Origin of the sequence: Pseudomonas trivialis, from assembly GCF_001439805.1 — a bacterium.
GTDB lineage: Bacteria > Pseudomonadota > Gammaproteobacteria > Pseudomonadales > Pseudomonadaceae > Aquipseudomonas > Aquipseudomonas trivialis.
This window is the reverse complement of sequence record NZ_JYLK01000004.1, coordinates 50,977-73,177: the sequence shown is the minus strand read 5'-3', so window position 1 is coordinate 73,177 and position 22,201 is coordinate 50,977. Positions and strand designations below refer to the sequence as shown.

The 22,201-nt window shown below is 63.3% G+C and carries 22 protein-coding genes; 16 read left to right on the top strand and 6 right to left on the bottom strand.

Annotation, left to right across the window (positions count from 1 at the left end; translation table 11 throughout):
- The first annotated feature begins 15 nt into the window (after nucleotides 1–15).
- From TU79_RS07570 to glsB, 3 genes are all read left to right on the top strand, one after another.
- Complete coding sequence (locus TU79_RS07570) at nucleotides 16–996, top strand: Gfo/Idh/MocA family protein (protein ID WP_057007418.1); 981 nt, start codon at nucleotides 16–18, stop codon at nucleotides 994–996.
- Nucleotides 997–1,031: 35 nt separating this feature from the next.
- The gene (locus tag TU79_RS07565; RefSeq protein ID WP_057007417.1) at nucleotides 1,032–1,661 is read left to right on the top strand and encodes a ribonuclease T2 family protein; all 630 of its coding nucleotides are present in this window, start codon (nucleotides 1,032–1,034) and stop codon (nucleotides 1,659–1,661) included.
- An 89-nt stretch (nucleotides 1,662–1,750) separates the two neighbouring features.
- Entirely contained in the window at nucleotides 1,751–2,659 is a 909-nt protein-coding gene (glsB, locus tag TU79_RS07560) for a glutaminase B (protein WP_003232308.1), read from the top strand.
- Between the two features lie 357 nt (nucleotides 2,660–3,016).
- On the opposite strand, the gene TU79_RS07555 is transcribed toward glsB, so the two are convergent.
- Nucleotides 3,017–4,261 (bottom strand): saccharopine dehydrogenase family protein, encoded by a 1,245-nt coding sequence (locus TU79_RS07555; protein ID WP_057007416.1) that lies wholly within the window; start codon nucleotides 4,259–4,261, stop codon nucleotides 3,017–3,019.
- A gap of 28 nt (nucleotides 4,262–4,289) precedes the next feature.
- Entirely contained in the window at nucleotides 4,290–5,387 is a 1,098-nt protein-coding gene (locus tag TU79_RS07550) for a carboxynorspermidine decarboxylase (RefSeq protein WP_057007415.1), read from the bottom strand.
- A gap of 274 nt (nucleotides 5,388–5,661) precedes the next feature.
- Between TU79_RS07550 and TU79_RS07545 the strand changes: the two genes are divergently transcribed.
- The 8 genes from TU79_RS07545 to metE all read left to right on the top strand — a co-directional run bounded on the left by TU79_RS07545 (nucleotide 5,662) and on the right by metE (nucleotide 14,384).
- Nucleotides 5,662–6,681: a LacI family DNA-binding transcriptional regulator gene (locus TU79_RS07545; RefSeq protein ID WP_057007414.1), complete on the top strand. Its 1,020-nt coding sequence runs from the start codon at nucleotides 5,662–5,664 to the stop codon at nucleotides 6,679–6,681.
- A complete protein-coding gene (locus TU79_RS07540) occupies nucleotides 6,665–7,669 on the top strand; it encodes an ABC transporter substrate-binding protein (RefSeq protein WP_057007413.1) in 1,005 nt (334 codons plus the stop codon). The genes TU79_RS07545 and TU79_RS07540 overlap by 17 nt, the downstream gene beginning before the upstream one ends.
- The gene (locus TU79_RS07535; protein WP_057007412.1) at nucleotides 7,670–8,485 is read left to right on the top strand and encodes an ABC transporter permease; all 816 of its coding nucleotides are present in this window, start codon (nucleotides 7,670–7,672) and stop codon (nucleotides 8,483–8,485) included.
- The gene (locus tag TU79_RS07530) at nucleotides 8,482–9,276 is read left to right on the top strand and encodes an ABC transporter permease (protein WP_057007411.1); all 795 of its coding nucleotides are present in this window, start codon (nucleotides 8,482–8,484) and stop codon (nucleotides 9,274–9,276) included. Before TU79_RS07535 ends, TU79_RS07530 begins: the two co-directional genes overlap by 4 nt.
- Entirely contained in the window at nucleotides 9,273–10,304 is a 1,032-nt protein-coding gene (locus TU79_RS07525) for an ABC transporter ATP-binding protein (RefSeq protein WP_057007410.1), read from the top strand. The genes TU79_RS07530 and TU79_RS07525 overlap by 4 nt, the downstream gene beginning before the upstream one ends.
- A 10-nt stretch (nucleotides 10,305–10,314) precedes the next feature.
- Complete coding sequence (locus TU79_RS07520) at nucleotides 10,315–11,148, top strand: phosphodiesterase (RefSeq protein WP_057007637.1); 834 nt, start codon at nucleotides 10,315–10,317, stop codon at nucleotides 11,146–11,148.
- Between the two features lie 244 nt (nucleotides 11,149–11,392).
- A complete protein-coding gene (locus TU79_RS07515) occupies nucleotides 11,393–11,998 on the top strand; it encodes a LysE family translocator (protein WP_057007409.1) in 606 nt (201 codons plus the stop codon).
- Between the two features lie 97 nt (nucleotides 11,999–12,095).
- Entirely contained in the window at nucleotides 12,096–14,384 is a 2,289-nt protein-coding gene (gene metE / locus TU79_RS07510; protein ID WP_057007408.1) for a 5-methyltetrahydropteroyltriglutamate--homocysteine S-methyltransferase, read from the top strand.
- 251 nt (nucleotides 14,385–14,635) lie between these two features.
- On the opposite strand, the gene TU79_RS07505 is transcribed toward metE, so the two are convergent.
- Nucleotides 14,636–15,790, bottom strand: coding sequence for an acetyltransferase domain-containing protein (locus tag TU79_RS07505; RefSeq protein WP_057007407.1), 1,155 nt, complete (start codon nucleotides 15,788–15,790; stop codon nucleotides 14,636–14,638).
- Nucleotides 15,791–15,950: 160 nt separating this feature from the next.
- Here TU79_RS07505 and yfcF point away from each other — a divergent pair, with 160 nt between their 5' ends.
- Nucleotides 15,951–16,595, top strand: a complete 645-nt coding sequence (gene yfcF / locus TU79_RS07500) for a glutathione transferase (protein ID WP_057007406.1) — start codon at nucleotides 15,951–15,953, stop codon at nucleotides 16,593–16,595.
- Here yfcF and TU79_RS07495 read toward each other — a convergent pair.
- Nucleotides 16,558–16,830: a hypothetical protein gene (locus TU79_RS07495; protein WP_057007405.1), complete on the bottom strand. Its 273-nt coding sequence runs from the start codon at nucleotides 16,828–16,830 to the stop codon at nucleotides 16,558–16,560. The genes yfcF and TU79_RS07495 overlap by 38 nt on opposite strands.
- Nucleotides 16,831–17,053: 223 nt before the next feature.
- On the opposite strand from TU79_RS07495, the gene TU79_RS07490 reads away from it, so the two are divergent.
- Entirely contained in the window at nucleotides 17,054–17,386 is a 333-nt protein-coding gene (locus tag TU79_RS07490; RefSeq protein WP_057007404.1) for a hypothetical protein, read from the top strand.
- A gap of 73 nt (nucleotides 17,387–17,459) precedes the next feature.
- Here the strand turns inward: TU79_RS07490 and TU79_RS07485 are convergent, their stop codons facing one another.
- Nucleotides 17,460–18,206 carry a creatininase family protein gene (locus TU79_RS07485; RefSeq protein WP_057007403.1) on the bottom strand — a complete coding sequence of 249 codons (747 nt, stop codon included), beginning with the start codon at nucleotides 18,204–18,206 and terminating at the stop codon, nucleotides 17,460–17,462.
- 30 nt (nucleotides 18,207–18,236) lie between these two features.
- Nucleotides 18,237–18,950, bottom strand: coding sequence for a murein L,D-transpeptidase catalytic domain family protein (locus tag TU79_RS07480; RefSeq protein ID WP_057007402.1), 714 nt, complete (start codon nucleotides 18,948–18,950; stop codon nucleotides 18,237–18,239).
- A 42-nt stretch (nucleotides 18,951–18,992) separates the two neighbouring features.
- Here TU79_RS07480 and TU79_RS07475 point away from each other — a divergent pair, with 42 nt between their 5' ends.
- The 3 genes from TU79_RS07475 to TU79_RS07465 all read left to right on the top strand — a co-directional run bounded on the left by TU79_RS07475 (nucleotide 18,993) and on the right by TU79_RS07465 (nucleotide 22,200).
- Entirely contained in the window at nucleotides 18,993–20,594 is a 1,602-nt protein-coding gene (locus TU79_RS07475) for a L,D-transpeptidase family protein (RefSeq protein WP_057007401.1), read from the top strand.
- Nucleotides 20,595–20,728: 134 nt separating this feature from the next.
- Complete coding sequence (locus tag TU79_RS07470) at nucleotides 20,729–21,271, top strand: sigma-70 family RNA polymerase sigma factor (RefSeq protein ID WP_057007400.1); 543 nt, start codon at nucleotides 20,729–20,731, stop codon at nucleotides 21,269–21,271.
- On the top strand, nucleotides 21,268–22,200 hold the full coding sequence (locus tag TU79_RS07465) for a FecR family protein (RefSeq protein WP_057007399.1): 933 nt from the start codon (nucleotides 21,268–21,270) through the stop codon (nucleotides 22,198–22,200). The genes TU79_RS07470 and TU79_RS07465 overlap by 4 nt, the downstream gene beginning before the upstream one ends.
- Nucleotide 22,201 lies beyond the last annotated feature (1 nt).

Here is a 22,201-nt window from a genome sequence, read left to right as displayed (position 1 = left end):
GGACGAGGAAAACCGATGAAGACCGTACGTTGGGGCATGATCGGCTGTGGCAGCGTTACTGAGTTGAAGAGTGGACCCGCTTTCCATAAAGCGCCAGGTTCTGCCTTGGTAGCCGTGATGGGGCGTCGCGAGGAGGCCGTGCGCGATTATGCGACGCGCCATGGCATTGCACGCTATTACACTGACGCCCAGGCGCTGATCGACGACCCCGAAGTGGACGCGGTCTACATCGCCACGCCCCCCGACAGCCATCTCGACTACAGCCTGATGGTGGCGGCGTCCGGCAAGCATTGCTGCGTCGAGAAACCCATGTCGCTGAATGCCGAACAGAGCGCCTTGATGCAGCGCACCTTCGAGCGCGCCGGGCTGCACTTGTTCGTGTCCTATTACCGGCGCTCGCTGCCGCGCTTTCAGCAGGTACGCGACTGGCTGCAACAGGGCCGCATTGGCGAACTGCGCCACCTGACCTGGACCCTGTGCAAACCGCCGGCCGCCAATGACGCCAGCGCCGCCAACTGGCGCACCGACCCGGCCATTGCCGGCGGCGGCTATTTCGCCGACCTCGCCAGCCATGGCTTCGACCTGTTCCAGTACCTGGCCGGGGACATTGTCGAGGTCTCGGGCTTTACCGCACGGCAGGCCGGGCACTATGCGGCCGAAGACGCGGTGACGGCCTGCTGGACCTTCGCCAACGGCGCCCTGGGCATGGGCTGCTGGAACTTCGTCGCAGACCGCCGTGAAGACAAGGTCGAGCTGATCGGCAGCCTGGGTCGCATTACCTTCTCGGTGTTCGAAGACCAGCCATTGCGCCTTGAAGGGCAGACCCACGAGGTGCTGGACGTGCCATGCCACGCGCACATCCAATGGCATCACGTGCTGGCAATGAATGCGCACCTTCGTGGCGAGTCCGAGCATCCGTCCCAGGCCATCGAAGCGCTGAAGACTGATCGTATCCTCGACAAGGTGCTACAACGTAACCCCAACCATCCTGGCTAGTCGTGCCAGGATCAGCCTTTTCAAGGAACCGACCCATGAAATACTGGATGGCCGTATGGCTGGTCCTGGCCGCAAGTGTGACCGCAGCGCCCCGCGAGCAGCGGCCGGCCGGGAATTTTGATTTTTATGTGTTGTCGTTGTCGTGGTCGCCGACGTTTTGCCTCACGCACCCGGACAATGAACAGTGCTCGGGCAAGGGATATGGCTTCGTGCTGCACGGGCTTTGGCCGCAGTATGCGAAGGGTGGCTGGCCGTCGGCGTGTGATTCACGGTCACCGCTGTCGGACGCCGAGCTGGCCAAGGGCGCGTTGATCTTCCCCACGCGGGCGCTGCTCAAACATGAGTGGAGCAAGCACGGCACCTGCAGCGGCCTGGACGCCACGCGTTACCTGGATGCGACGGATGCCGCGCTGGCCTCCGTGCAGATTCCGCAGCAACTGCAACCGTTCAACGTGCCCAATTATCTGCAGGCCGCTGAAATCGAAGCGCTGTTTCGCCAAAGCAATCCGGCCATGGGCAATCGCAGCGTGGCGGTGATCTGCAAGGGCAAAGTGTTGTCCGAAGTGCGCGTGTGCCTGAGCAAGGAACTGCGCTTTGCCGGTTGCCCCAGAAGCGTGAAAACCCAGTGCCGGAGCGGCGATATCCGCATTCCGGTGCAGCGTTAATCTGAGCGCGGTACCTGTCTGATCCGCAGCTTTGCGGTATCCTCCGCGCCCCGCTATCCACGATGCAAGGCACGATGACAGGACAAGACATGCAGGCGCTGCTGGACGCGATTCTCGACGAAGTTCGTCCACTGATCGGCCAGGGCAAAGTCGCCGACTACATCCCCGCACTGGCCGACGTCCCCGCCAACCAGCTAGGCATCGCCGTTTACGGCAACGACGGCGCGGCCTATTGCGCGGGGGACGCCGATACGTTGTTTTCGGTGCAGAGCATTTCCAAGGTGTTCAGCCTGGTACAGGCCATCGACCACGGCGGCGAAACCATCTGGGAGCGCCTGGGCCATGAGCCTTCGGGGCAACCGTTCAATTCCATGGTGCAGCTGGAATTCGAACGCGGCCGCCCGCGCAACCCGTTTATCAACGCCGGCGCCCTGGTGATCTGCGACATCAACCAGTCGCGCTTCGCCGTGCCGATCCTGTCGATGCGCGACTTCGTCCGGCGCCTGTCAGGCAACCCGCAGATCCTGGTCAACAGCATCGTCGCCGACTCCGAAGCGCAGCATGGTGCGCGCAACGCGGCCATGGCCTACCTGATGAAAGCCTTCGGCAACTTCCACAACGACGTCGACGCGGTGCTGCACAGCTACTTCAACTACTGCGCCTTGCAGATGAGCTGCCTGGACCTGGCCAAGGCCTTCAGCTTTCTGGCCAACGAAGGCGTGAGCGCCCACAGCGGCGAACAGATCCTCACCGCGCGCCAGACCAAACAGGTTAACTCGATCATGGCCACCAGCGGCCTGTATGACGAAGCGGGCAATTTTGCCTACCGCGTGGGGTTGCCCGGCAAAAGCGGGGTCGGCGGCGGGATTGTTGCTGTGGTGCCGGGGCAATTTACGGTGTGCGTGTGGTCGCCGGAGTTGAACGCCGCCGGGAATTCGCTGGCGGGGATGAAGGCGCTGGAGTTGCTGAGTGAGCGGATTGGCTGGTCGGTGTTTTAAGTGTGGGAGGCTCCGCCAAGTCTTCGACGTAGCGCTGTCGCGCAGCAAACTGGAGCCTCTGTGGCGAGCGGGCTTGCCCCGCGTTGGGGGGCGTAGCGCCCCCAATCAAGGAAAACGCGGGGTACGTGACACTGCCCGGAGCATGGTTTTGGGGCTGCTGCGCAGCCCAACGCAGGACAAGCCTGCTCGCCACAGAATGGCCAGGAGCTGTTCCTGGGGGACATGACCATCGGCGCGCAATCTTGCATAGAAATGCTATCGAGCAGATCACACGATCAGTGTGGTTGAGGTTTTTATCGCCATGACAAAAAATGCGCCCCTCGGGGCGCATTTTTTTGTTCGGGCAGCTATCGCCAATCAGGCAATCGCATCCCACGCACGATCACCGTGTTCATCCTTGATCCGCGTCGGCAAGCCCATCACGTCCAGCGCTTTGAGGAACGGCTCGGCCGGCAGTTCCTCGACGTTGGCCATGTGCTTCACGTCCCACTCGCCACGGGCGACCAGCAGCGCTGCGGCGACCGGTGGCACGCCGGCGGTGTAGGAGATGCCCTGGCTGTCGGTCTCGGCGAAGGCTTCTTCATGGCAGGCCACGTTGTAGATGAACATCTCCCGTGGCTGGCCGTCCTTGGTGCCCTTGACCAGGTCGCCGATGCAGGTTTTGCCGGTGTAGCCGGGGGCCAGCGAAGAGGGGTCGGGCAGCACGGCCTTGACCACTTTCAACGGCACCACTTCCAGGCCTTCGGCGGTGGTGACCGGCTTTTCGGACAGCAGGCCGAGGTTTTTCAGCACGGTGAACACGTTGATGTAGTGTTCGCCGAAGCTCATCCAGAAACGCACGTTGGGCACGTCGAGGTTTTTCGACAGTGAGTGCACTTCATCGTGGCCGGTGAGGTAGAGGTTCTGCGAACCGACCACCGGCAGGTCGTCGGTGCGTTTGACTTCGAACATGGTGTTGCTGGTCCACTGGCTGTTCTGCCAGCTCCACACCTGTCCGGTGAACTCGCGGAAGTTGATTTCCGGGTCGAAGTTGGTGGCAAAATATTTGCCATGGCTGCCGGCATTGACGTCGAGAATGTCGATCGAATCAATGCGGTCGAAATGCTGTTGCTGCGCCAGCGCGGCATACGCGTTGACGACACCCGGGTCGAAGCCCACGCCAAGGATGGCGGTGATGTTCTTCTGTTTGCACTCTTCCAGGTGGTTCCATTCGTAGTTGCCGTACCACGGCGGGGTCTCGCAGACCTTGCCCGGCTCTTCGTGAATGGCGGTGTCGAGGTAGGCGACGCCCGTGTCGATGCAGGCACGCAGTACCGACATGTTGAGGAACGCGGAACCCACGTTGATGACGATCTGCGATTCAGTCTCGCGGATCAGGGCCTTGGTCGCTTCCACGTCCAGGGCGTTCAGCGCGAAGGCCTGGAGGTCGGCGGGAACCTTGAGGCTACCCTTGGCCTTGACGCTGTCGATGATGGCCTGGCATTTGGAGATGTTGCGCGACGCGATAGCAATACGACCGAGTTCGTCGTTGTGCTGCGCGCACTTGTGGGCCACCACCTTGGCGACACCTCCTGCACCAATGATAAGAACGTTCTTTTTCAATTGCTTTATTTCTCCTATATCCGCCAGCTTACGAAAGGCTGGACAGGTAGTCGTCGTAACCAAATTCACGAACCACTTCGACTGTACCGTCGAGTTGTTTCACTACGATGGACGGCATTTTCAGGCCGTTGAACCAGTTTTTCTTGACCATGGTGTAGCCTGCGGTGTCGATGAACGACAGCCGATCGCCGATGGCCAGCGGACGATCAAATTGATACTCGCCGAAGATGTCCCCGGCCAGGCAGGACTTGCCGCACACCATATAGGTGTGTTCACCCTCGCTCGGCGCCAGCTTGGCGTTGAGACGATAGATCAGCAGGTCCAGCAGGTGGGCTTCGATGGAGCTGTCGACCACGGCGAGGTGCTTGCCGTTGTAGAGCGTGTCGAGCACGGTGACTTCCAGGGAAGCACTGTTGGTGATCGCCGCTTCGCCCGGTTCCAGGTAGACCTGCACGCCGTACTTCTCGGAGAACGCCTTGAGCCGCGCGCAGAATGCGTCCAGCGCATAGCCTTCACCGGTGAAGTGGATGCCGCCGCCGAGGCTGACCCACTTGACCTTGTGCAGCAGCGCACCAAAGCGTTCTTCAATGGTGCCGAGCATCTTGTCGAACAGGCTGAAGTCGCCGTTCTCGCAATTGTTGTGGAACATGAAGCCGGAGATCTGCTCGATCACGCCGTCGATCTTCACCGGGTCCCACTCGCCCAGGCGGCTGAACGGCCGCGCCGGGTCGGCCAGCAGGTAGTCGGAGCTGCTCACCTGCGGGTTCACGCGCAGGCCGCGGGTCTTGCCTTCGCTGCGTGCGGCAAAGCGCTGCAACTGGCTGATGGAGTTGAAGATGATCTTGTCGCAGTTTTCCAGCATCTCTTCGATTTCATCGTCGGCCCAGGCCACGCTGTACGCGTGCGCTTCGCCTTCGAACTTCTGGCGGCCGAGCTTGAGCTCATACAGCGACGACGAGGTGGTGCCGTCCATGTATTGCTGCATCAGGTCGAACACCGACCAGGTGGCAAAGCACTTGAGTGCCAGCAGGGCCTTGGCGCCGGACTGCTCGCGCACGTAGGCAATCTTCTGCATGTTGACCAGAAGCTTCTGTTTGTCGATGAGGTAATACGGCGTTTTGATCATTTTTGAGAGCCTGCGGCGGTGCCTGCCAAAAAAGGACACGCATTGTGCCCGCACTTGGTCAGGATCGAAAGGTTAACGAGCGGATTTTGCCGCGCCGGTTTTTGACGATACCCGGCGATTATGACCATCCATGGGCAGGCATCGAGTCCGATCCCACCCATGCTTTTTTGTACATCGGACGTCACTGACATCAAACCGTCATCTCTTCACCACCGTCCTGCCACATTCCACCGCTACTGTCCTCGCCAATGAGATCGATCTCAAGCGAGTGAACATGCCTGATCTGAAAGACGTTGCGCGCCTGGCCGGCGTATCCCGTGCCACCGCCGCGCGCACCTTTGCCTCCCCCGGCCAGGTGCGTCCGGCCACCCGCGAGCAGGTGTTCGCCGCCGCCCGTGAGCTGGGGTTTCGGCCCAACCTGCTGGGCCGTCAGCTGCGCCTGCAAACCACACAACTGATCGGCGTGGTGGTGCCCAACCTGCTCAACCCGGTGTTCGCCGAACAGTTCCAGGCCATGGAGCGCGCCGCGCGATTGCGCGGCTACAGCCTGTTGCTGGCGACCACCGACTACAGCAGCGAACGCGAGAGCATCGTGGTCGAAGAGTTGCTGCGCCAGCGCGTGGACGGGCTGGTGCTGACCGTCACCGATGCCGAGAGCAACAGCGTACTCAACAGCCTGGCCAACGAGCAGACGCCGTTCGTGCTGGCGTACCACCAACCGAGCAACCCGAATTACAGCGCCGTGTCGGTGGACAACCGTGCCGGCATGGCCCTGGCCACCCGTTACCTGCTGGACGCGGGGCACCGGCGCATCAGCATGGTCGCCGGCCCCGCGTTGCAGTCCGACCGTGCGCGTCTGCGCCATGCCGGCTACTGCGATGCGATGAAGGCCTGGGGCCTCAACAGCCGCCCGGTGATCGAAATGCCCGCGCACACCCAGGCTGAATTCGCCGCTATCGAGCCATTCCTGACCGGCCCCGACGCGCCGACAGCGTTGCTGTGCTCCAACGATTTCCTCGCCATCAGCCTGATCGCCGAGCTGCGCCGCAACGCCTGGAACGTGCCCGAGCAACTCTCGGTGATGGGCTTTGACGGCATCACCCTCGGTACCCAACTGCACCCCACGTTGTGCAGCGTGGTGCAGCCCATTGCGCTGCTCGCCAGCACCGTGATTGACCAGTTGCTGGCGCAGATCGCCGGCAACGCGCCGATTTCCCATTGTCTGCCTTGCCATATCCGGCCGGGCGAAAGCACTCAACCCCATGAGGACGACCCTGATGCGCACACTCCGTAAAACCCTGGCCGCCGTGCTGCTGTGCGGCATCGCCAGCCTGGCCCAGGCCGCCGACACCGCGATCTGCTACAACTGCCCGCCGGACTGGGCCGACTGGGGCACCCAGCTCAAGGCCATCGCCGCGCAGACCGGTGTGCAGGTGCCGCTGGACAACAAGAACTCCGGCCAATCCCTGGCGCAGTTGGTGGCCGAAAAAGCCGCGCCGGTCGCCGACGTGGTCTATTACGGTGTGACCTTCGGTCTGCAGGCGCAAAAGGCCGGCGTCGTCGAGGGCTACAAACCCAAAGGCTGGGAGCAGATTCCCGCCGGCCTCAAAGACCCGTCCGGGCAGTGGTTCGCGATCCACTCCGGCACCCTGGGCATCATGGTCAACGTCGACGCCCTTGGCGGTCTGCCCGTGCCGCAAAGCTGGGCCGACCTGCTCAAGCCCGAATACAAAGGCATGGTCGGCTACCTGGACCCGTCCAGCGCGTTTGTCGGTTACGTCTCGGCGGTCGCCATCAACCGCGCCATGGGCGGCGACCTCGACAACTTCGCCCCGGCCATCGACTACTTCCAGAAGCTGGCGAAAAACGCCCCCATCGTGCCCAAGCAGACAGCCTATGCGCGGGTGTTGTCCGGTGAGTTGCCGATCCTGGTGGACTACGACTTCAACGCCTACCGCGCCCGCTACAAGGACAACGCCAACGTCGCCTTCGTGATCCCCAAAGAGGGCAGCATCAGCGTGCCCTACGTGATGAGCCTGGTGGCGAATGCGCCGCACCGCGCCAACGGCGAAAAGGTGCTCGACTTCGTGCTGTCCGATGCGGGCCAGGCGTTGTGGGCCAAGGCCTACCTGCGCCCGGTGCGTCCGGTGCAGATGCCGGCCGAGGTGGCCGCGCAGTTCCTGCCCGACAGCGACTACGCCCGCGCCGGTGTGGTTGACTACCAGAAAATGGCCGCCGTGCAGGAAGCTTTCGCCGCCCGTTACCTCAACGAGGTCAAGTAAGTGGCCTCGACCCCACGCGCCGCCTGGGCGCTGGCCCCGGCCTTTGCGCTGTTGCTGGCGTTCTGGCTGTTGCCGCTGGCGCACCTGATGCTGCTCGGGGCCCAACGCCGCGACAGCCTCGGCAGCGGCTACTGGCAGGTGCTGAGCAGTGCGCAATACCTGGGCAGCCTGGCGCAGACCTGTGCGTTGGCCGTGTTCGTCACGCTGACGGCGTTGGTGATCGGCGGCACCAGCGGTGTGTTTCTGGCGCGCCAGCAGTTTTTCGGGCGTTCGGCGCTGGTGGCGCTGCTGACCTTTCCGCTGGCATTTCCCGGCGTGGTGGTGGGCTTTCTGGTGATCCTGCTGGCCGGGCGCCAGGGCCTGTTCGCGGCGCTGGGCCTGCAACTGGCCGGTGAGCGCTGGATCTTTGCCTACTCGTTGGCGGGGCTGTTTGTCGGCTACCTGTATTTCTCGATTCCACGGGTGATTCTCACCGTGATGGCGGCGTGCGAAAGCCTCGACCGCAGCCTGGAAGAAGCCGCGCATTCGCTGGGGGCAGGGCACTGGCGGGTGGTGTGCGATGTGATCATCCCAGGCCTGGCACCGGCGCTGGCCTCGTGTGGCGCGATCTGCTTTGCCACCTCCATGGGCGCCTTCGGCACCGCCTTTACCCTGGGCACGCGCCTGAACGTCACGCCGGTGGCGATCTACAATGTGTTCACCAACTACGCCAACTTCGCCGTCGCCGCTGCCTTGTCGGTGGTGCTGGGGGCGCTGACCTGGGCCGTGCTGTTGCTGACCCGGCGCCTGGTGAAAAACGCGGGGACGGTTCTGTGAAACGCTCATCGTTATTTGTGCTGCAACTGCTGTTCACCCTGCTGGTGTGCGCCTTCATGCTGGTGCCGGTGCTGTTGTCGTTAATGGCGGGGCTGACACGCAATTTCTTTGTTGGCCTGGCCAGCGGCCTGACCTTCGACTGGTTGATCCAGGTGTGGCAGGCCTATTCGCCCACGGTGTGGCTGTCGCTGCAACTGGCGCTGGCCTGCGCGGTGTGCGTGTGCGTGGTCGGCGTGCCGGCGGCCTATGCGCTGGTGCGCATGAACAACCGCTTCAGCCGCGCCTTCGAGGAATTGATGGTGCTGCCGGTGGCAATGCCGGGCCTGGCCAGCGCGTTGGCGTTATTGCTCACCTATGGCCAGTTCGGCGCGTTCCGCAGCAGTTGGCTCTTCATCCTCGTCGGCCATGTGCTGTTCACCTTGCCGTTTCTGGTGCGCCCGGTGATGGCGGTGATGCAGCGCCAGCACTTGCCGGTGCTGGAAGAGGCCGCCGCAAGCCTCGGGGCAGGGCCGATCAAGCGCTTTTTCAGCGTGGTGGTGCCCAACTGCCGGGCGGGGATTCTCGCCGGTGTGCTGATGGTGGTGACCCTTTCGCTGGGTGAGTTCAACCTGACCTGGATGCTGCACACGCCGATGACCAAGACCCTGCCCGTGGGTCTGGCCGACAGCTACGCCTCGGCGCGCCTGGAAATCGCCAGTGCCTACACCCTTATCTTTTTGCTGATGATCGTGCCGCTGCTGATCGCGTTGCAGGCCATCAGCGCCCGTTTGTCTCGTGGAGAGCGTCGATGACCGCTATCACTATTCGCCTCAAGGGCTGTCGCAAGGCGTTCGCCGACGGCACCGTGGCCGTGCACAACCTTGATCTGACCGTCGAAGGCGGTGAAACCCTGGCCATTCTCGGCCCGTCCGGCTGCGGTAAAACCACCACCCTGCGTTTGATTGCAGGCCTGGAACGGCCGGATGTGGGGCAGGTGTTCTTTGGCGACCAGGACGTCACCCGCCTGCCCATCGAACGTCGCGATGTGGGCATGGTGTTTCAGAACTACGCGCTGTTTCCCAACCTGGATGTGGCCGGCAATATCGTCTACGGCCTGAAGATTCGCGGCGTGCCTGCGCTGGAGCGCAACAAGCGCTGTGATGAGTTGCTGGAATTGGTGGGGCTGCACAATCACGGCCGGCGCAGCATTCATGAACTGTCGGGCGGGCAGCGCCAACGCGTCGCCCTGGCCCGTGCCCTGGCGCCGCGTCCCAAGGTGCTGTTGCTCGACGAACCGCTGGCCGCCCTCGATGCCCAGTTGCGTGAGCGCCTGCGCAGCGAGCTGGACCTATTGCTGCGCGGGCTGGGCATCACCGCCGTGTTCGTCACCCACGACCAGGGCGAAGCCATGGCCCTGGGCGATCGGATCCTGGTGATGGAGCAGGGCCGCGTGGCCCAACTGGCGAGCCCGCGTGAGATCTATCAGCAGCCGGCGAATGCGTTCGTCGCAGGCTTTGTGGGCAACCTGAATGCGTTCCAGGTGATCGCGCAATCGCCCCGGGGCCTGAAGGTGTGCGGCGGCGAATTGCCGTGGCAAGCGGCCGACGTGCCCGCAACTGTCTATTGCCGTCCCGAGCACTTGCGTGTGATGGATGGCGAGGGGCACTTGCACGGGCACCTGCTGGCGCAGTTTTTCCAGGGCGCGCAAAGCCGTCTGCTGGTGGATGTGGGCGGCCCGCAACCGTTGCTGGTGGACAGCAGCGACAACCAATTGCATGCCGTCGGCGCGCCGATTGCCCTGGCGATCACGCCGAACATGTTGTTTACCCTCAATGCGTGAGCGTTTGCCTGTGAACAGTCCGTTTCTGGTTGCGCAAATCAGCGACCTGCACCTCAAGGCCGGTCAGCGCCTGACCTATGGCGTAGTCGATACCCTGGGCGCGCTGCGCCGTGCCGTCGACCACCTGAACGCCAGCCACCCGCGCCCCGATATCGTGGTGATCAGCGGTGACCTGGTGGACTTCGGCCGCGCCGATGAATACGCGGTGCTGCACCCTGAACTCGCGCGCCTGCACATGCCTTGCTATCTGGTGCCCGGCAATCACGACACACGCGGGCCGTTGCTGGACGCGTTTGCCGACCACGCCTACTTGCCACGCTCGGCGCAGGCGCCCCTGGACTGGGTGGTGGATGACCATCCGCTGCGCCTGATCGGCCTGGATTCGACCATCCCCGGCAGCCACGGCGGGCAGTTGCTCGACAGCCAGTTGCAGTGGCTCGACGCCCAACTGGCGCTGCGCCCGGATACGCCGACGCTGCTGATCCTGCACCACCCGCCGTTCATCAGCGGCATCGGCCATATGGACCGTGAACCCTTTATCAATGCCGCTGCGCTTGAGCAAGTGGTTGCCCGTCATCCGCAGGTGGAGCGTCTGTTGTGCGGTCACCTGCACCGGCCAATGCAGCGGCGTTTCGGTGGCAGCCTCAGCTGCGTATGCCCCGGCACGTCCCATCAGATTGTGCTGGATCTGCAGGACGCGGCCCCGGCGCATTTCAACCTGGAACCGGCGGGGTATCTGTTGCATCGCTGGGAGGCGCGGCAGGGGTTGGTTAGCCACAACGGCGTGTTTGGTGATTACCCGGGGCCGTATCCGTTTTATGACGCCCAGGGATTGATTGACTGAGCGTTTAAAACCCTTTGGCGAGCGGGTTTGGTGTGGCGAGCGGGCTCGCCACAGGGGTGATTGTCTGAAATGGCTTGCGGGGCCGATTATTTGACGGGGGCGACCCGATTACGGCCTGCCGCCTTTGCTTCGTACAACTTCAGATCGGCGCGGGCCAGCAGCCCGACCACCTGCCACAAACGTACAAGATCGAGCGACATGCGCCTGGATAGACTCGCTGGACTTCTTCTCTTGCAGGTCTGCCATGGACATTTTTCTCTACGCCTTCAGCGTCATGTACAGCCCGGGGCCCGTCAACCTGATGGGCCTGAACGCCGGGCTCACCGGCAAACTGCGTCGATCCAGCGGTTTCTACCTGGGCGTGGGCTGCGCGATGCTGCTGATGTTCGTGCTGTTTGGCTACACCGGTGAAGCGATCGTTTCCCAGGCGGCGCTGCCCTATATCGCGTTGATCGGCGGCGCCTACACGCTGTACCTCGCGTACCAGGTGTTCACCGCGCGTACGGTGGTTGAAGAGGATTCAACCGCGCCGATCAAGGCACTCACCTTTTGGAACGGCCTGGTGATCCAGTTGCTCAACCCCAAGGGCATTGTGGCGGTGTTGCCGATCACCAGTGTGATGTTGCCGGCGGCGCATATCACCGGCGCCTCCATCTTTGGCGTGTCAGCCTTGCTGGGATTGGGCGCCGTGGGGGCGCCCTGGGTCTACGCGTTGCTCGGTGCACTGCTGGGACGGCGCATCAGCGGGGCGGCGGCGTTCACCTGGTTCAACCGCTGCATGGGATTGGCGCTGGCGACGTGTGCCGGGTTCATGCTCCACGGGTTCTATCTGCACCTGAGTGCAACATGAGTGAAACTTGTGATGGTCTGCAATTTAATGAGTTTGTCTCACGCTGGCGCTCTGTCGACAATGGCTGCCATCTTTATCGACATTGGAGTTGCACGTCATGGCAGTCGCTCATTCCCTCGGATTTCCACGCATTGGACGCGATCGTGAACTGAAAAAAGCGCAGGAAGCGTTCTGGAAGGGTGAGCTCGACGAAGCCGGCCTGCGCGCCGTTGGCCGTGACCTGCGCAAGGCCCACTGGGCACTGCAGAAAGACGCCGGGATCGAGCTGCTGCCTGCCGGCGATTTCGCCTGGTATGACCAGGTACTGACCCACTCGCTGATGTTCGGCGTGATCCCCGAGCGCTTCCGCCCGGCGGACGGCAAGGCCACCCTGAACACCCTGTTCGGCATGGCCCGGGGCGTCAGCGACCCTTGCTGCGGCGGCGCCCACGCCCAGGAAATGACCAAATGGTTCGACACCAACTATCACTACCTGGTACCCGAGTTCAGCGCGGACCAGCAATTCCACCTGGGGTGGGAGCAGTTGTTCGAAGAGGTGCAGGAAGCACGCGAGCTGGGGCATACCGTCAAACCGGTGGTGATCGGCCCGCTGACCTACCTGTGGCTGGGCAAGACCAAAGGCGCCGACTTCGACAAGCTCGACCTGCTGGATCGCCTGCTGCCGTTGTACGGGCAGATTTTTCAACGCCTGGCGGACCTGGGCGTTGAGTGGGTGCAGATCGACGAACCGATCCTGGTGCTCGACCTGCCGCAGGCCTGGAAGAATGCCTTTGAGCGCGCCTATAACCTGATCCAGCGCGACCCGCTGAAGAAACTGCTCGCCACCTATTTCGGCGGTCTGGAGGAAAACCTCGGCCTGGCCGCAAACCTGCCGGTCGACGGCCTGCACATCGATTTGGTGCGTGCGCCGGAGCAATACCCGACCATTCTTGACCGCGTGCCGGGTTATAAAGTGCTGTCCCTGGGCATCGTCAACGGCCGTAACGTGTGGCGCAGCGACCTTGAACAGGCCCTGGCCACCTTGCAGCACGCCCATGAACGGCTGGGTGACCGCTTGTGGGTGGCGCCGTCCTGCTCGCTGCTGCACTGCCCGGTCGACCTGAGCCGCGAAGACCAACTGGATGCCGAGCTGAACCGCTGGCTGGCATTTGCCGTGCAGAAATGCGCGGAGGTGGCGGTGTTGGCCCAAGCCGTCAACGCGCCTGAAGCGCCGAACGTACTGGCGGCGCTGGCTGAAAGCCGCGCGGTGCAGACCAGCCGGGCCGCGTCGCCGCGTATCCACAAACCGGCCGTCCAGGCCCGTGTGGCGGCGATAACCGCCGAGCACAGCCAGCGTCCGTCGCCGTTTGCCCAACGTATCGAGAAACAGCGCGCCGGTCTCAAGCTGCCGCTGTTCCCGACCACCACCATCGGTTCATTCCCGCAAACCGGCTCGATCCGTCTGGCGCGACAGTCGTACAAGGCGGGCCGGTTGAGCGAAGCCGACTACGTTGACGCGATGCACAGCGAGATCAAACACGCCGTTGAAGTGCAGGAAAACCTCGGCCTGGACGTGCTGGTACACGGCGAGGCCGAGCGTAACGACATGGTCGAATACTTCGCCGAGCAACTGGACGGCTACGCGTTCACCCGTTTTGGCTGGGTGCAGAGCTACGGTTCGCGCTGCGTGAAACCGGCGCTGATCGTCGGTGACCTGAGCCGCCCGAAGGCGATGACGGTGGAGTGGATCCGCTACGCCCAGGGCCTGACCCGCAAGGTCATGAAGGGCATGCTGACCGGCCCGGTGACCATGCTGATGTGGTCGTTCCCGCGCGAAGACGTAAGCCGCGAAGTGCAGGCCCGCCAATTGGCGCTGGCGATCCGTGACGAAGTGGTCGACCTGGAAGCGGCCGGCATCAGGATCGTGCAGATCGACGAAGCGGCCTTTCGCGAAGGCTTGCCGCTGCGCCGGGCGCAGTGGCAGGGCTACCTGGACTGGGCCACTGAAGTGTTCCGCCTGTGTGCCTCGGGTGTGCGGGATGAAACGCAGATCCACACCCACATGTGCTACAGCGAGTTCAATGATGTGATCGAGTCCATCGCGGCGATGGATGCGGACGTGATCACCCTCGAAACCTCGCGTTCGGACATGGAGTTGCTGGAGGCGTTCGAAGCCTTCGCTTACCCGAACGATATCGGCCCGGGCGTCTACGACATTCACTCACCGCGGGTGCCGGATGCGTCGGAAATGGCCCACCTGCTGCGCAAGGCCGCCAAACGCATTCCGGCCGAGCGCCTGTGGGTCAACCCCGATTGCGGGCTGAAAACGCGGGCGTGGCCGGAGACGGAAGCGGCGTTGATTCACATGGTGACGGCCGCCCGGCAACTGCGTGCCGAACTGGCGTAACGCGGTAAAAAGTGTGGGAGCCTCCGTTAAATCGGCACTTGGCGCTGTCGCGCAGCAACCCGCAGCCTCTGTGGCGAGCGGGCTTGTTGTGGCGAGCGGGCTTGCCCCGCGTTGGGGTGCGAAGCGCCCCCAATCAAGACTCCTCGGTATACCTGATACTGCGCGCAGGCTGGTTTTGGGGCTGCTGCGCAGCCCAACGCAGGACAAGCCTGCTCGCCACTAAAGCCCGCTCGCTGAGCCTGCCCTGTGTGTCACAAGTATTTAAGCCAGCCCAGATCGCGACGGCGTGCCTTGAGACCGGCAAACCAGCGCACCGGCAGGTACAGCGCCAACGGCAGCAGCAGGGCGACCAGCCAGATGGCGCCGACGCTGTCGAAACCGAAGTAGTTGCCGTAATTGAGGCCGAACAGGGCGACGCAGGCGATATACAGCACTTTCAGCACGTACAGGTGCAGCAGGTAGAAGAACATCGGCGCCGAACCAAACACGGCCAGCACGCCGATCCAGCGCTTGTGCCCGGCGCGTTCAAACGCCAGCAACAGCAGCAAGCCGATCCCCAGGGTCAATGCCAGAAACAGCAGCGAAGGCGGGTATTTGGTCATGTTGCAAAAACTCATCAACGTCTGCACGCCAGTGTCATAGGTGTGCCACGGCTTTTCGCCATACCCGTTGAAGGCCCGCAACAGCACGAACCCCACCAACGCGCCTACGCCGCCCAGCAGCAGATAACGCTGACGCAACGCCGGCTGCATACCCGTCGCAAACCATGGCCCCAGCCCGTAACCCAGGGCAATCACGCCGATCCACGGCAATACCGGATAAGTGACGCGCAGGCGCAGGCTGTCGCTTACGTCGATCCAACTGCGTTCGTGCAGGATGGACCAGGCATGTTGCAGCGCTGAACCCTGCGCGAAGTGCACGCCGTCGAGCAGGTTGTGCCCGCCAATGATCAGCAGTGCCAGGGTGATCAGCAGCGGTCGCGGCAACCACACCAGCGCCGCGAGGGCGATCATGCTGATGCCGATCGCCCAGATCACCTGCAGATAGATCACGCTGGGCGGCAACTGGAAGGTCCACGCAAAGCTGACCAGGGTGAACTCCAGCACCACCAGAAACAGCCCGCGCTTGAACAGAAACGCCGACACATCGCGAGTGCCCTGGTATTTCTGGCCGTAAAGCCAGGCCGATAAACCGGTGAGCAATACAAACACCGGCGCGCACAAATGGGCCAGGGTGCGGCTGACAAACAGCGCAGGTTCGGTGCTGTCAATGCTCATGGGGTCGCCGACCTGACGCTGCATCAGGAACGTCTCGCGCACATGGTCGAGCAACATGAACAGAATCACCAGGCCGCGCAGGGCGTCGATGGAGAAGAGGCGTTGGCGGAGGGGAACAGCGTCAGTCATGGGCAGGATCGCAGGGCAGGGCAGGAAGAGGGCGTTATCCTATAACATTAGGCTGAGCGTTGGCGTGCTATTCCCGCCTGGAATGCCCCCATAAAAACCCTGCATTGTCTTTATCGCGGCACATCTCGTAGCGTAGCGACTCACCTTAAGGAGAACACCCATGCACCAAGCTCCGCTGCGTCTGTATGTCGACTCGTTGTTCGCCAGCCCTTACGCCATGTCGGTGTTCGTCACCCTGCGGGAAAAAGGCCTGGCCTTCGACACCGTCACCCTGGACCTGGACGCGGCGCAACACCAGGCGGCGGACTTTGCCCGACTGTCCTTGACCCAGCGTGTGCCGACGCTGGTTGAGGGCGACTTTGCACTGTCTGAATCGTCGGCCATCTGTGAATACCTGGACGCGGCTTATCCTGCAATCGCCGTCTACCCGTCCAACCTGCAGCAGCGGGCGAGGGCGCGGCAGGTGCAGGCCTGGTTACGCAGTGACTTGCTGCCCATTCGCCAGGAACGCTCGACGCTGGTGGTGTTTTGCGGGCAGACCATGCCGCCGTTGTCGCCGGTGGCCGAAGCGGCCGCACGCAAACTGATCAGCGCGGCGCAGGGGCTGCTGGCGGGGCACCCGGAGAACCTGTTTGGTGACTGGTCGATTGCCGATGTGGACCTTGCCCTGATGCTCAACCGGCTGATCCTCAAGGGTGACCCCGTGCCCGGCGAGCTGGTGGCGTATGCGCAGCGTCAGTGGCAGCGGCCCTCGGTGCAGGCGTGGGTCAATCTGCAACGCCCTGGGCCGCAGGGCGCTCAATGATGTGCACGATCCGCCGGTCGAGGTCTTCCCAGTCCGCCATGCCCAGCACCCGCGTGGTGTTGAGGCCGCGCAGGTAGCCACGTAGCTGCTGGGCGCTGTCGTGCACGTGTTGGGCATCGGCGGCGGCGTTCTGAAGCACGTTTTCATACTCGACCAGGTAGTCGGCGATCCGCTCGCGAAACTCCGGCAATACGGCTTCGCGGATGCGGTCGAAGGTCTTCTGGTGGGGCTTCATGGCGTGGTCCTTATCGTTATAGGCGGTGCATTATCGGTTCAGATAATAGTCACCATCACGCCTCGCAAGTTCTGTTTTTTCAGGGAACAGGGAGAATCAGCGCCTGACCCGCCTTGGCGACTGCCGGTGATCAGCATACGGGCCATTTGCTGGCACGCGCCGCTGGCGTAGACTCTGCGCGCGGACTGAAGTGGATTTTTCTTTTATCAAGGCAGGAAGGTGTATGCGCTCTTTTTTCGTACCGGTCATGGCGTTGGCGCTGGGCGGATGTGTTACCGCCCCGAACGCTCCGTCGCTGACGCTGCAAACGGCCAAGTCCCCACAAGCCTACGTGCAGTGCCTGTTGCCTGAACTTGAGAAACACGGCATCACCGCCACCGTGACGCAGAACTCGCGTCACGCCACGGTGTTGTTGAGCAGCAAGATTGCCGCCGACGATGTGCTGGAGGCGTACAAGTCCCAGGACGGCACCAAGGTCTCGTTGTATGAGCGCAAGCCAGTGGTTTCGGCGATCAAGCCGTCGCGGCTTGAGCTGGCGGCGAAGGCGTGCCAATAACGTTCTGATTTGCCCCTACTGCCATAGGCGAACGCATCCTGTGGCAAGCCCGCTCGCCACAAGGGCTCCCGTTTTAAATGCGTGCTTCGTTGCTGAAACTGATGACGGTCTTGACCAGCCCCCGGGCCGCCAACGCCACCAGCTCACCGCCTTTCTCCACCGTCGCCAGGGCCGGGTCCGAGCCCATGCGACCGTCGGGGAAGCGGGCGCGGAAGTCCAGTGCTTCGCGGATCGGGCCGGTGTTGGCGATCTGCGGCGAATAATCGGCTGACTTGATCGACTCCGGATACGCCCACTGCGTCACGGCAATCTCCGAAGGCGTTGCATGGCTGCCGTGGCCCACTGGAAATTGACGCTGAGCCAGCTCGGTAACGCCTTCCAGGTCCCACCAGTTCACCAGTTTGAGGGCGAACCCGGCCGGGCGACGGGCGAAGCTGGCCTCGGCATACAGTTCGGAAAACGCCGCTTCAATCGTCGCGATGTTGCCGCCGTGGCCGTTGAGGAACAGGATCTTCTCGAAACCATGCCCGGCCAGTGAGCGCACCCAGTCGCCGATGGCGGCGATAAAAGTGGAAGGGCGCAGTGAGATAGTGCCGGGGAACCCCAGGTGATGCTGGGCCATGCCGATATTGAACGTGGGACCGATCAGCATATCGGCGTGCTTTTGTGCTTCATGGGCAATGATTTCCGGGCACATCCAGTCAGTACCCAGGAGGCCGGTGGGGCCGTGCTGCTCGTTGGAACCGATGGGGATGACCACCGTGCGGCTGCGTTCAAGGAACTGGCCGATCTCGATCCAGGTGGACGTGTGTAGAAGCATGGGACGCTCTCTTATCTCGGTGGGGACAGGCTAACCGCCACGGATTGTACGACTGGTTGCCACCTGTTGGGGCTTGCAATTGAGGTACGTCGAGGACTTCAACCAGCGCTGGTCGGGATACCAGGAGAACATGAACTGCCCATCCTTGAGTTTGTCGACCACCTGGCGCGCCACCTGCGGACGCACCGCCGGGCAGCCCTGGCTGCGGCCGATGCGGCCTTCGCGCTTGCTCCACAGCGGGCTGACGTAGTCGGCGGCGTGGATCACCAGAGCGCGGTCGCGGGCCAGGTCATTGAAGCCCGGCTCCAGGCCATCCATGCGCAGCGAGTAGCCGTGGGTGCCCAGGTAGCTTTCCTGGGTGCGGAACAGGCCCAGGCTGGATTGGTGGCTGCCTTCGAGGTTGGAAAACTGCGTGGCGAAATTTTCTCCGGAGTTGGCGCCGTGGGCCACCAGGTCGCGCAGCAACAGCTTCTGCTTGCGCAGGTCGAAAATCCACAGCCGACGGGCGGTAGAAGGCTGGGAGTAGTCAATCACGGCCAGGCGTTCGGAGCGCTCCTCGCCGTTGTTGACCGCGCATTGCACCGCGCTCAGGGCGCTTTTCAATACCGTGGGATTGAGTTCTGGAGCCGAGCGCGCCAGGCTGCTATACAACGTGGGAGGGTTGCCATTGGCGGCGAGCGCAACAGTGCTCAGCGTGGCCATGGTCACCGTCATGAAACCGAGGCGACATATAAAAGTCAGCATCTACAGTACATACCCCCCCGCTGTAGGATTGGAGCAAAGTCATTGTTCAAAAAACACGCATGTTACTTGAGCCTTTGCCTGATCGTTGCACCACTGGTCGCGGCAGCCGACGAGCTGCCGCTGGAGGCATTACCGGTTGTCGCGCCTGCCCCGGTCGCGCTGGCCCCCGTGCAACAAGTCCTCGCGCAGTTGCCGGGCGTCTGCCCAGGCTTCGCCGCGCAAGTGGACGCCGCCGCCCTGACGCGCCTGCAAGCGTTTTACCAGCAGCAAGGTGATACGCCACTGTGGACCGCCGATGAACGTCGGCAGGGCTTGAACACCCAGTTGCAGCTGCTGGCCGATGACGGCCTGGACCCCGACCACTACCGCCTGCCCACTGCCGATGCCACGAGCAATGTGCTGTGCAGCGATATCGACACCAGCCGTCACTACCTGCAAGCCCTGCAGGACCTGCATTACGGGCGTCTGCAGCAATCGCGTTTCGAACCGCTGTGGCATTCCCAGCCGCCGAGCGTCGATCCCACGCTCGAGGTGCTGGCGTTTGCCGCCACCGGTCTGCGGGACATGGCGCAGGCGTTCGACCAGGCGCGGCCCAGCGCCGATCTCTACCGCAGCTTGCGCAATGTCTATGCCCGCGTGCGCCAGCAGCCATTGCCGCAGTGGGACGCGATCGCCAGTGGCGCTCTGCTGCGCCCCGGCATGGAAGACCCACGCGTGCCCGAACTGGCGCGGCGCTTGTTCCACGGTGGCTACCTGGCCAGCGAACCCAAGGGCAGCGCCAAGCAATACCGTCCGGAACTGGTCAATGCGGTCAAGGCATTCCAGCTCAGCCATTCGCTGCAGTCCGATGGCGTGATCGGCGCCGGCACCGTGGCCGAGTTGAACATCAGCCCGGCGATGCGCCGTGAACAGTTACGCATCAACCTTGAGCGTTTTCGCTGGCTGGCCCAGGACCTGGAGCCCGAAGGGGTGCTGGTCAACGTTGCAGCGGCGCAGTTGAGCGTGTACCAGAGCGGCATCCCGGTGTGGCAGACCCGCCTGCAGGTCGGCCGCGCCGAACGCCAGACGCCGCTGCTCAAGTCACGTATCACGCGGCTCACCCTCAACCCCACCTGGACCATTCCACCCACGATCATGCGCGAGGACAAACTCCCGGCCATCCGCCTGAACCCCGAATACCTGCGTCAGCAGAACCTGCAAGTGCTCGACCCGGAAGGCCGCCCGCTGGCGCCCGAGCAGATCGACTGGGCGCGGCCCGGCAACATCCTGCTGCGTCAGCAGGCCGGGCCGCATAACCCGCTGGGCAAGATCGTGATGCGTTTTCCCAACCCGTATTCGGTGTACCTGCACGACACGCCGAGCCAGCCGCTCTTCACCAAGGGCCCGCGTGCGTTCAGCTCGGGGTGTGTGCGGGTCGAGCAGCCGCTGCTGCTGCGCGATTGGCTGGTGAGTCCGGCCGAGCGTGCGCGCACCGATGAGCTGTTGGCGACGGGGGTGACCCATGAGTTCAGACTGGCGACACCGGTGCCGGTGTTGCTGGGGTACTGGACGGTGGAGGTGGATCGTCAGGGTGGGGTGGTGTATGCGCCGGATATTTATGGGCGGGATCTGCTGTTGATGAAGGCGATGGGGCGTGTGTTGTAAGGGCATAGGTACCCGGTACTAAATGTGGGAGGGGGGATCTGCGCGAATGGCCCGTCGAGAGCCTTGCTCCCACACCGTTTTGCTGGCATTGTTCGCGCAATTGGTAACATTTCCCATTTGAGAAATTTTTGCGCATGCATGAGATTCCGGCCGCGTTGGGCGACTCTGTCCGCCAGCAGACACTCACGGCACTGTACCGCGAGCATCATGGCTGGTTGCACGGCTGGTTGCGCCGCAAACTGGGCTGTTCGCAGCATGCGGCGGACCTGGCTCACGATGCGTTCATCCGCGTCCTGATGCTGGCCGAGCCGCAGGCGATCAAGGAGCCCCGCGCCTTTCTCGCGACCACGGCGGGTCGGCTGTTGATCGATGGCGCGCGGCGTCGGCGTATTGAACGAGCCTATATGGAGGCGCTGGTCATTCAGTGCGAAGACGCCGGCATGCCTGACCCCGCAGCGATTCATGTGGCCCTGCAAGCCCTCGAGCGGATTGCCGAGATGCTCGCCGGGCTGCCTGCCAAGGCCCGCGAAGCCTTTTTGCTGAGCCGTCTCGACGGGCTGACCTACCACGAGATCGCCGAACGCCTGCACGTGTCCGCCAGCACCGTGAAAAACTACATCTCCACCGCGCTGGTGCACTGCTACCACAGCCTGCATGGGGCGGAGCCGCTGTCGTGAGTTCCGAGCAGATCATCCAGCAAGCGGCCAACTGGCTGACGCGTCTGCACGACGAAGACGTCACCGACGCCGAGCGCCAGGCGTTCAACCGTTGGTGCCAGGCCGATCCACGCCACGCGGTGGCCATCGAACGCATGCGTTCGTTGTGGGGCAGCTTCGAACCCTTGCCTGCGCGGCCGGCGCGTGTCGCCCTTAATCGCGCCTTTGCCCCCCGGCGCGCTCGCGGCGCCCAGGTGGTGGGCCTGCTGGGGATGTTGCTGTGCGGCTGGCTGGGCGTGGAGCGCGCGCCGGTGTGGATGGCCGACCAGCGCACCGCCGTCGGCGAGCGCCGCCAGATCGTGCTGGAAGACGGCAGCCAGTTGCAGCTCAACAGCAACTCGGCGGTGGACGTGAAATTTGACGGCCATCAACGGGTGCTCGAACTGCTGCAAGGCGAGCTGTGGGTGGACGTGGCCAAGGATGCGCAACGGCCGTTCGTGGTGCGCACCGACCAGGGCAGCGCCACCGCTTTGGGCACTCGCTACCTGGTCAAGCGGGCGGCGGACGGCACCACGGTGGTGACAGTGATCGAATCCAGCGTGGCGGTCAAAGGCGCGGCCGAGGAGGGCGTCAAGGTCATGGCCGGCCAGCGGGCCATCCTCGACCACGGCCACGCCACGCCCGCACAGGCCACCCCTGGCAGTGACCCGGACGCCTGGACCCGTGGCCTGCTCAAGGTCAATGACCAGCCGCTGAGCGACGTGCTGCAAACCCTGGCCAGCTATCGCCATGGCCTGCTGCGGTTCGATCCCCAGGCCCTGGGGGATCTGCGCGTCTCCGGCGTGTTCAAGCTCGATGACACCACTGCCGCGCTCGCAGCGTTGGCGGACAACCTGCCGATCCAGGTGCAGACGTTCACCGACCTGCTGGTGGTGGTGACGCCGCGCTAGC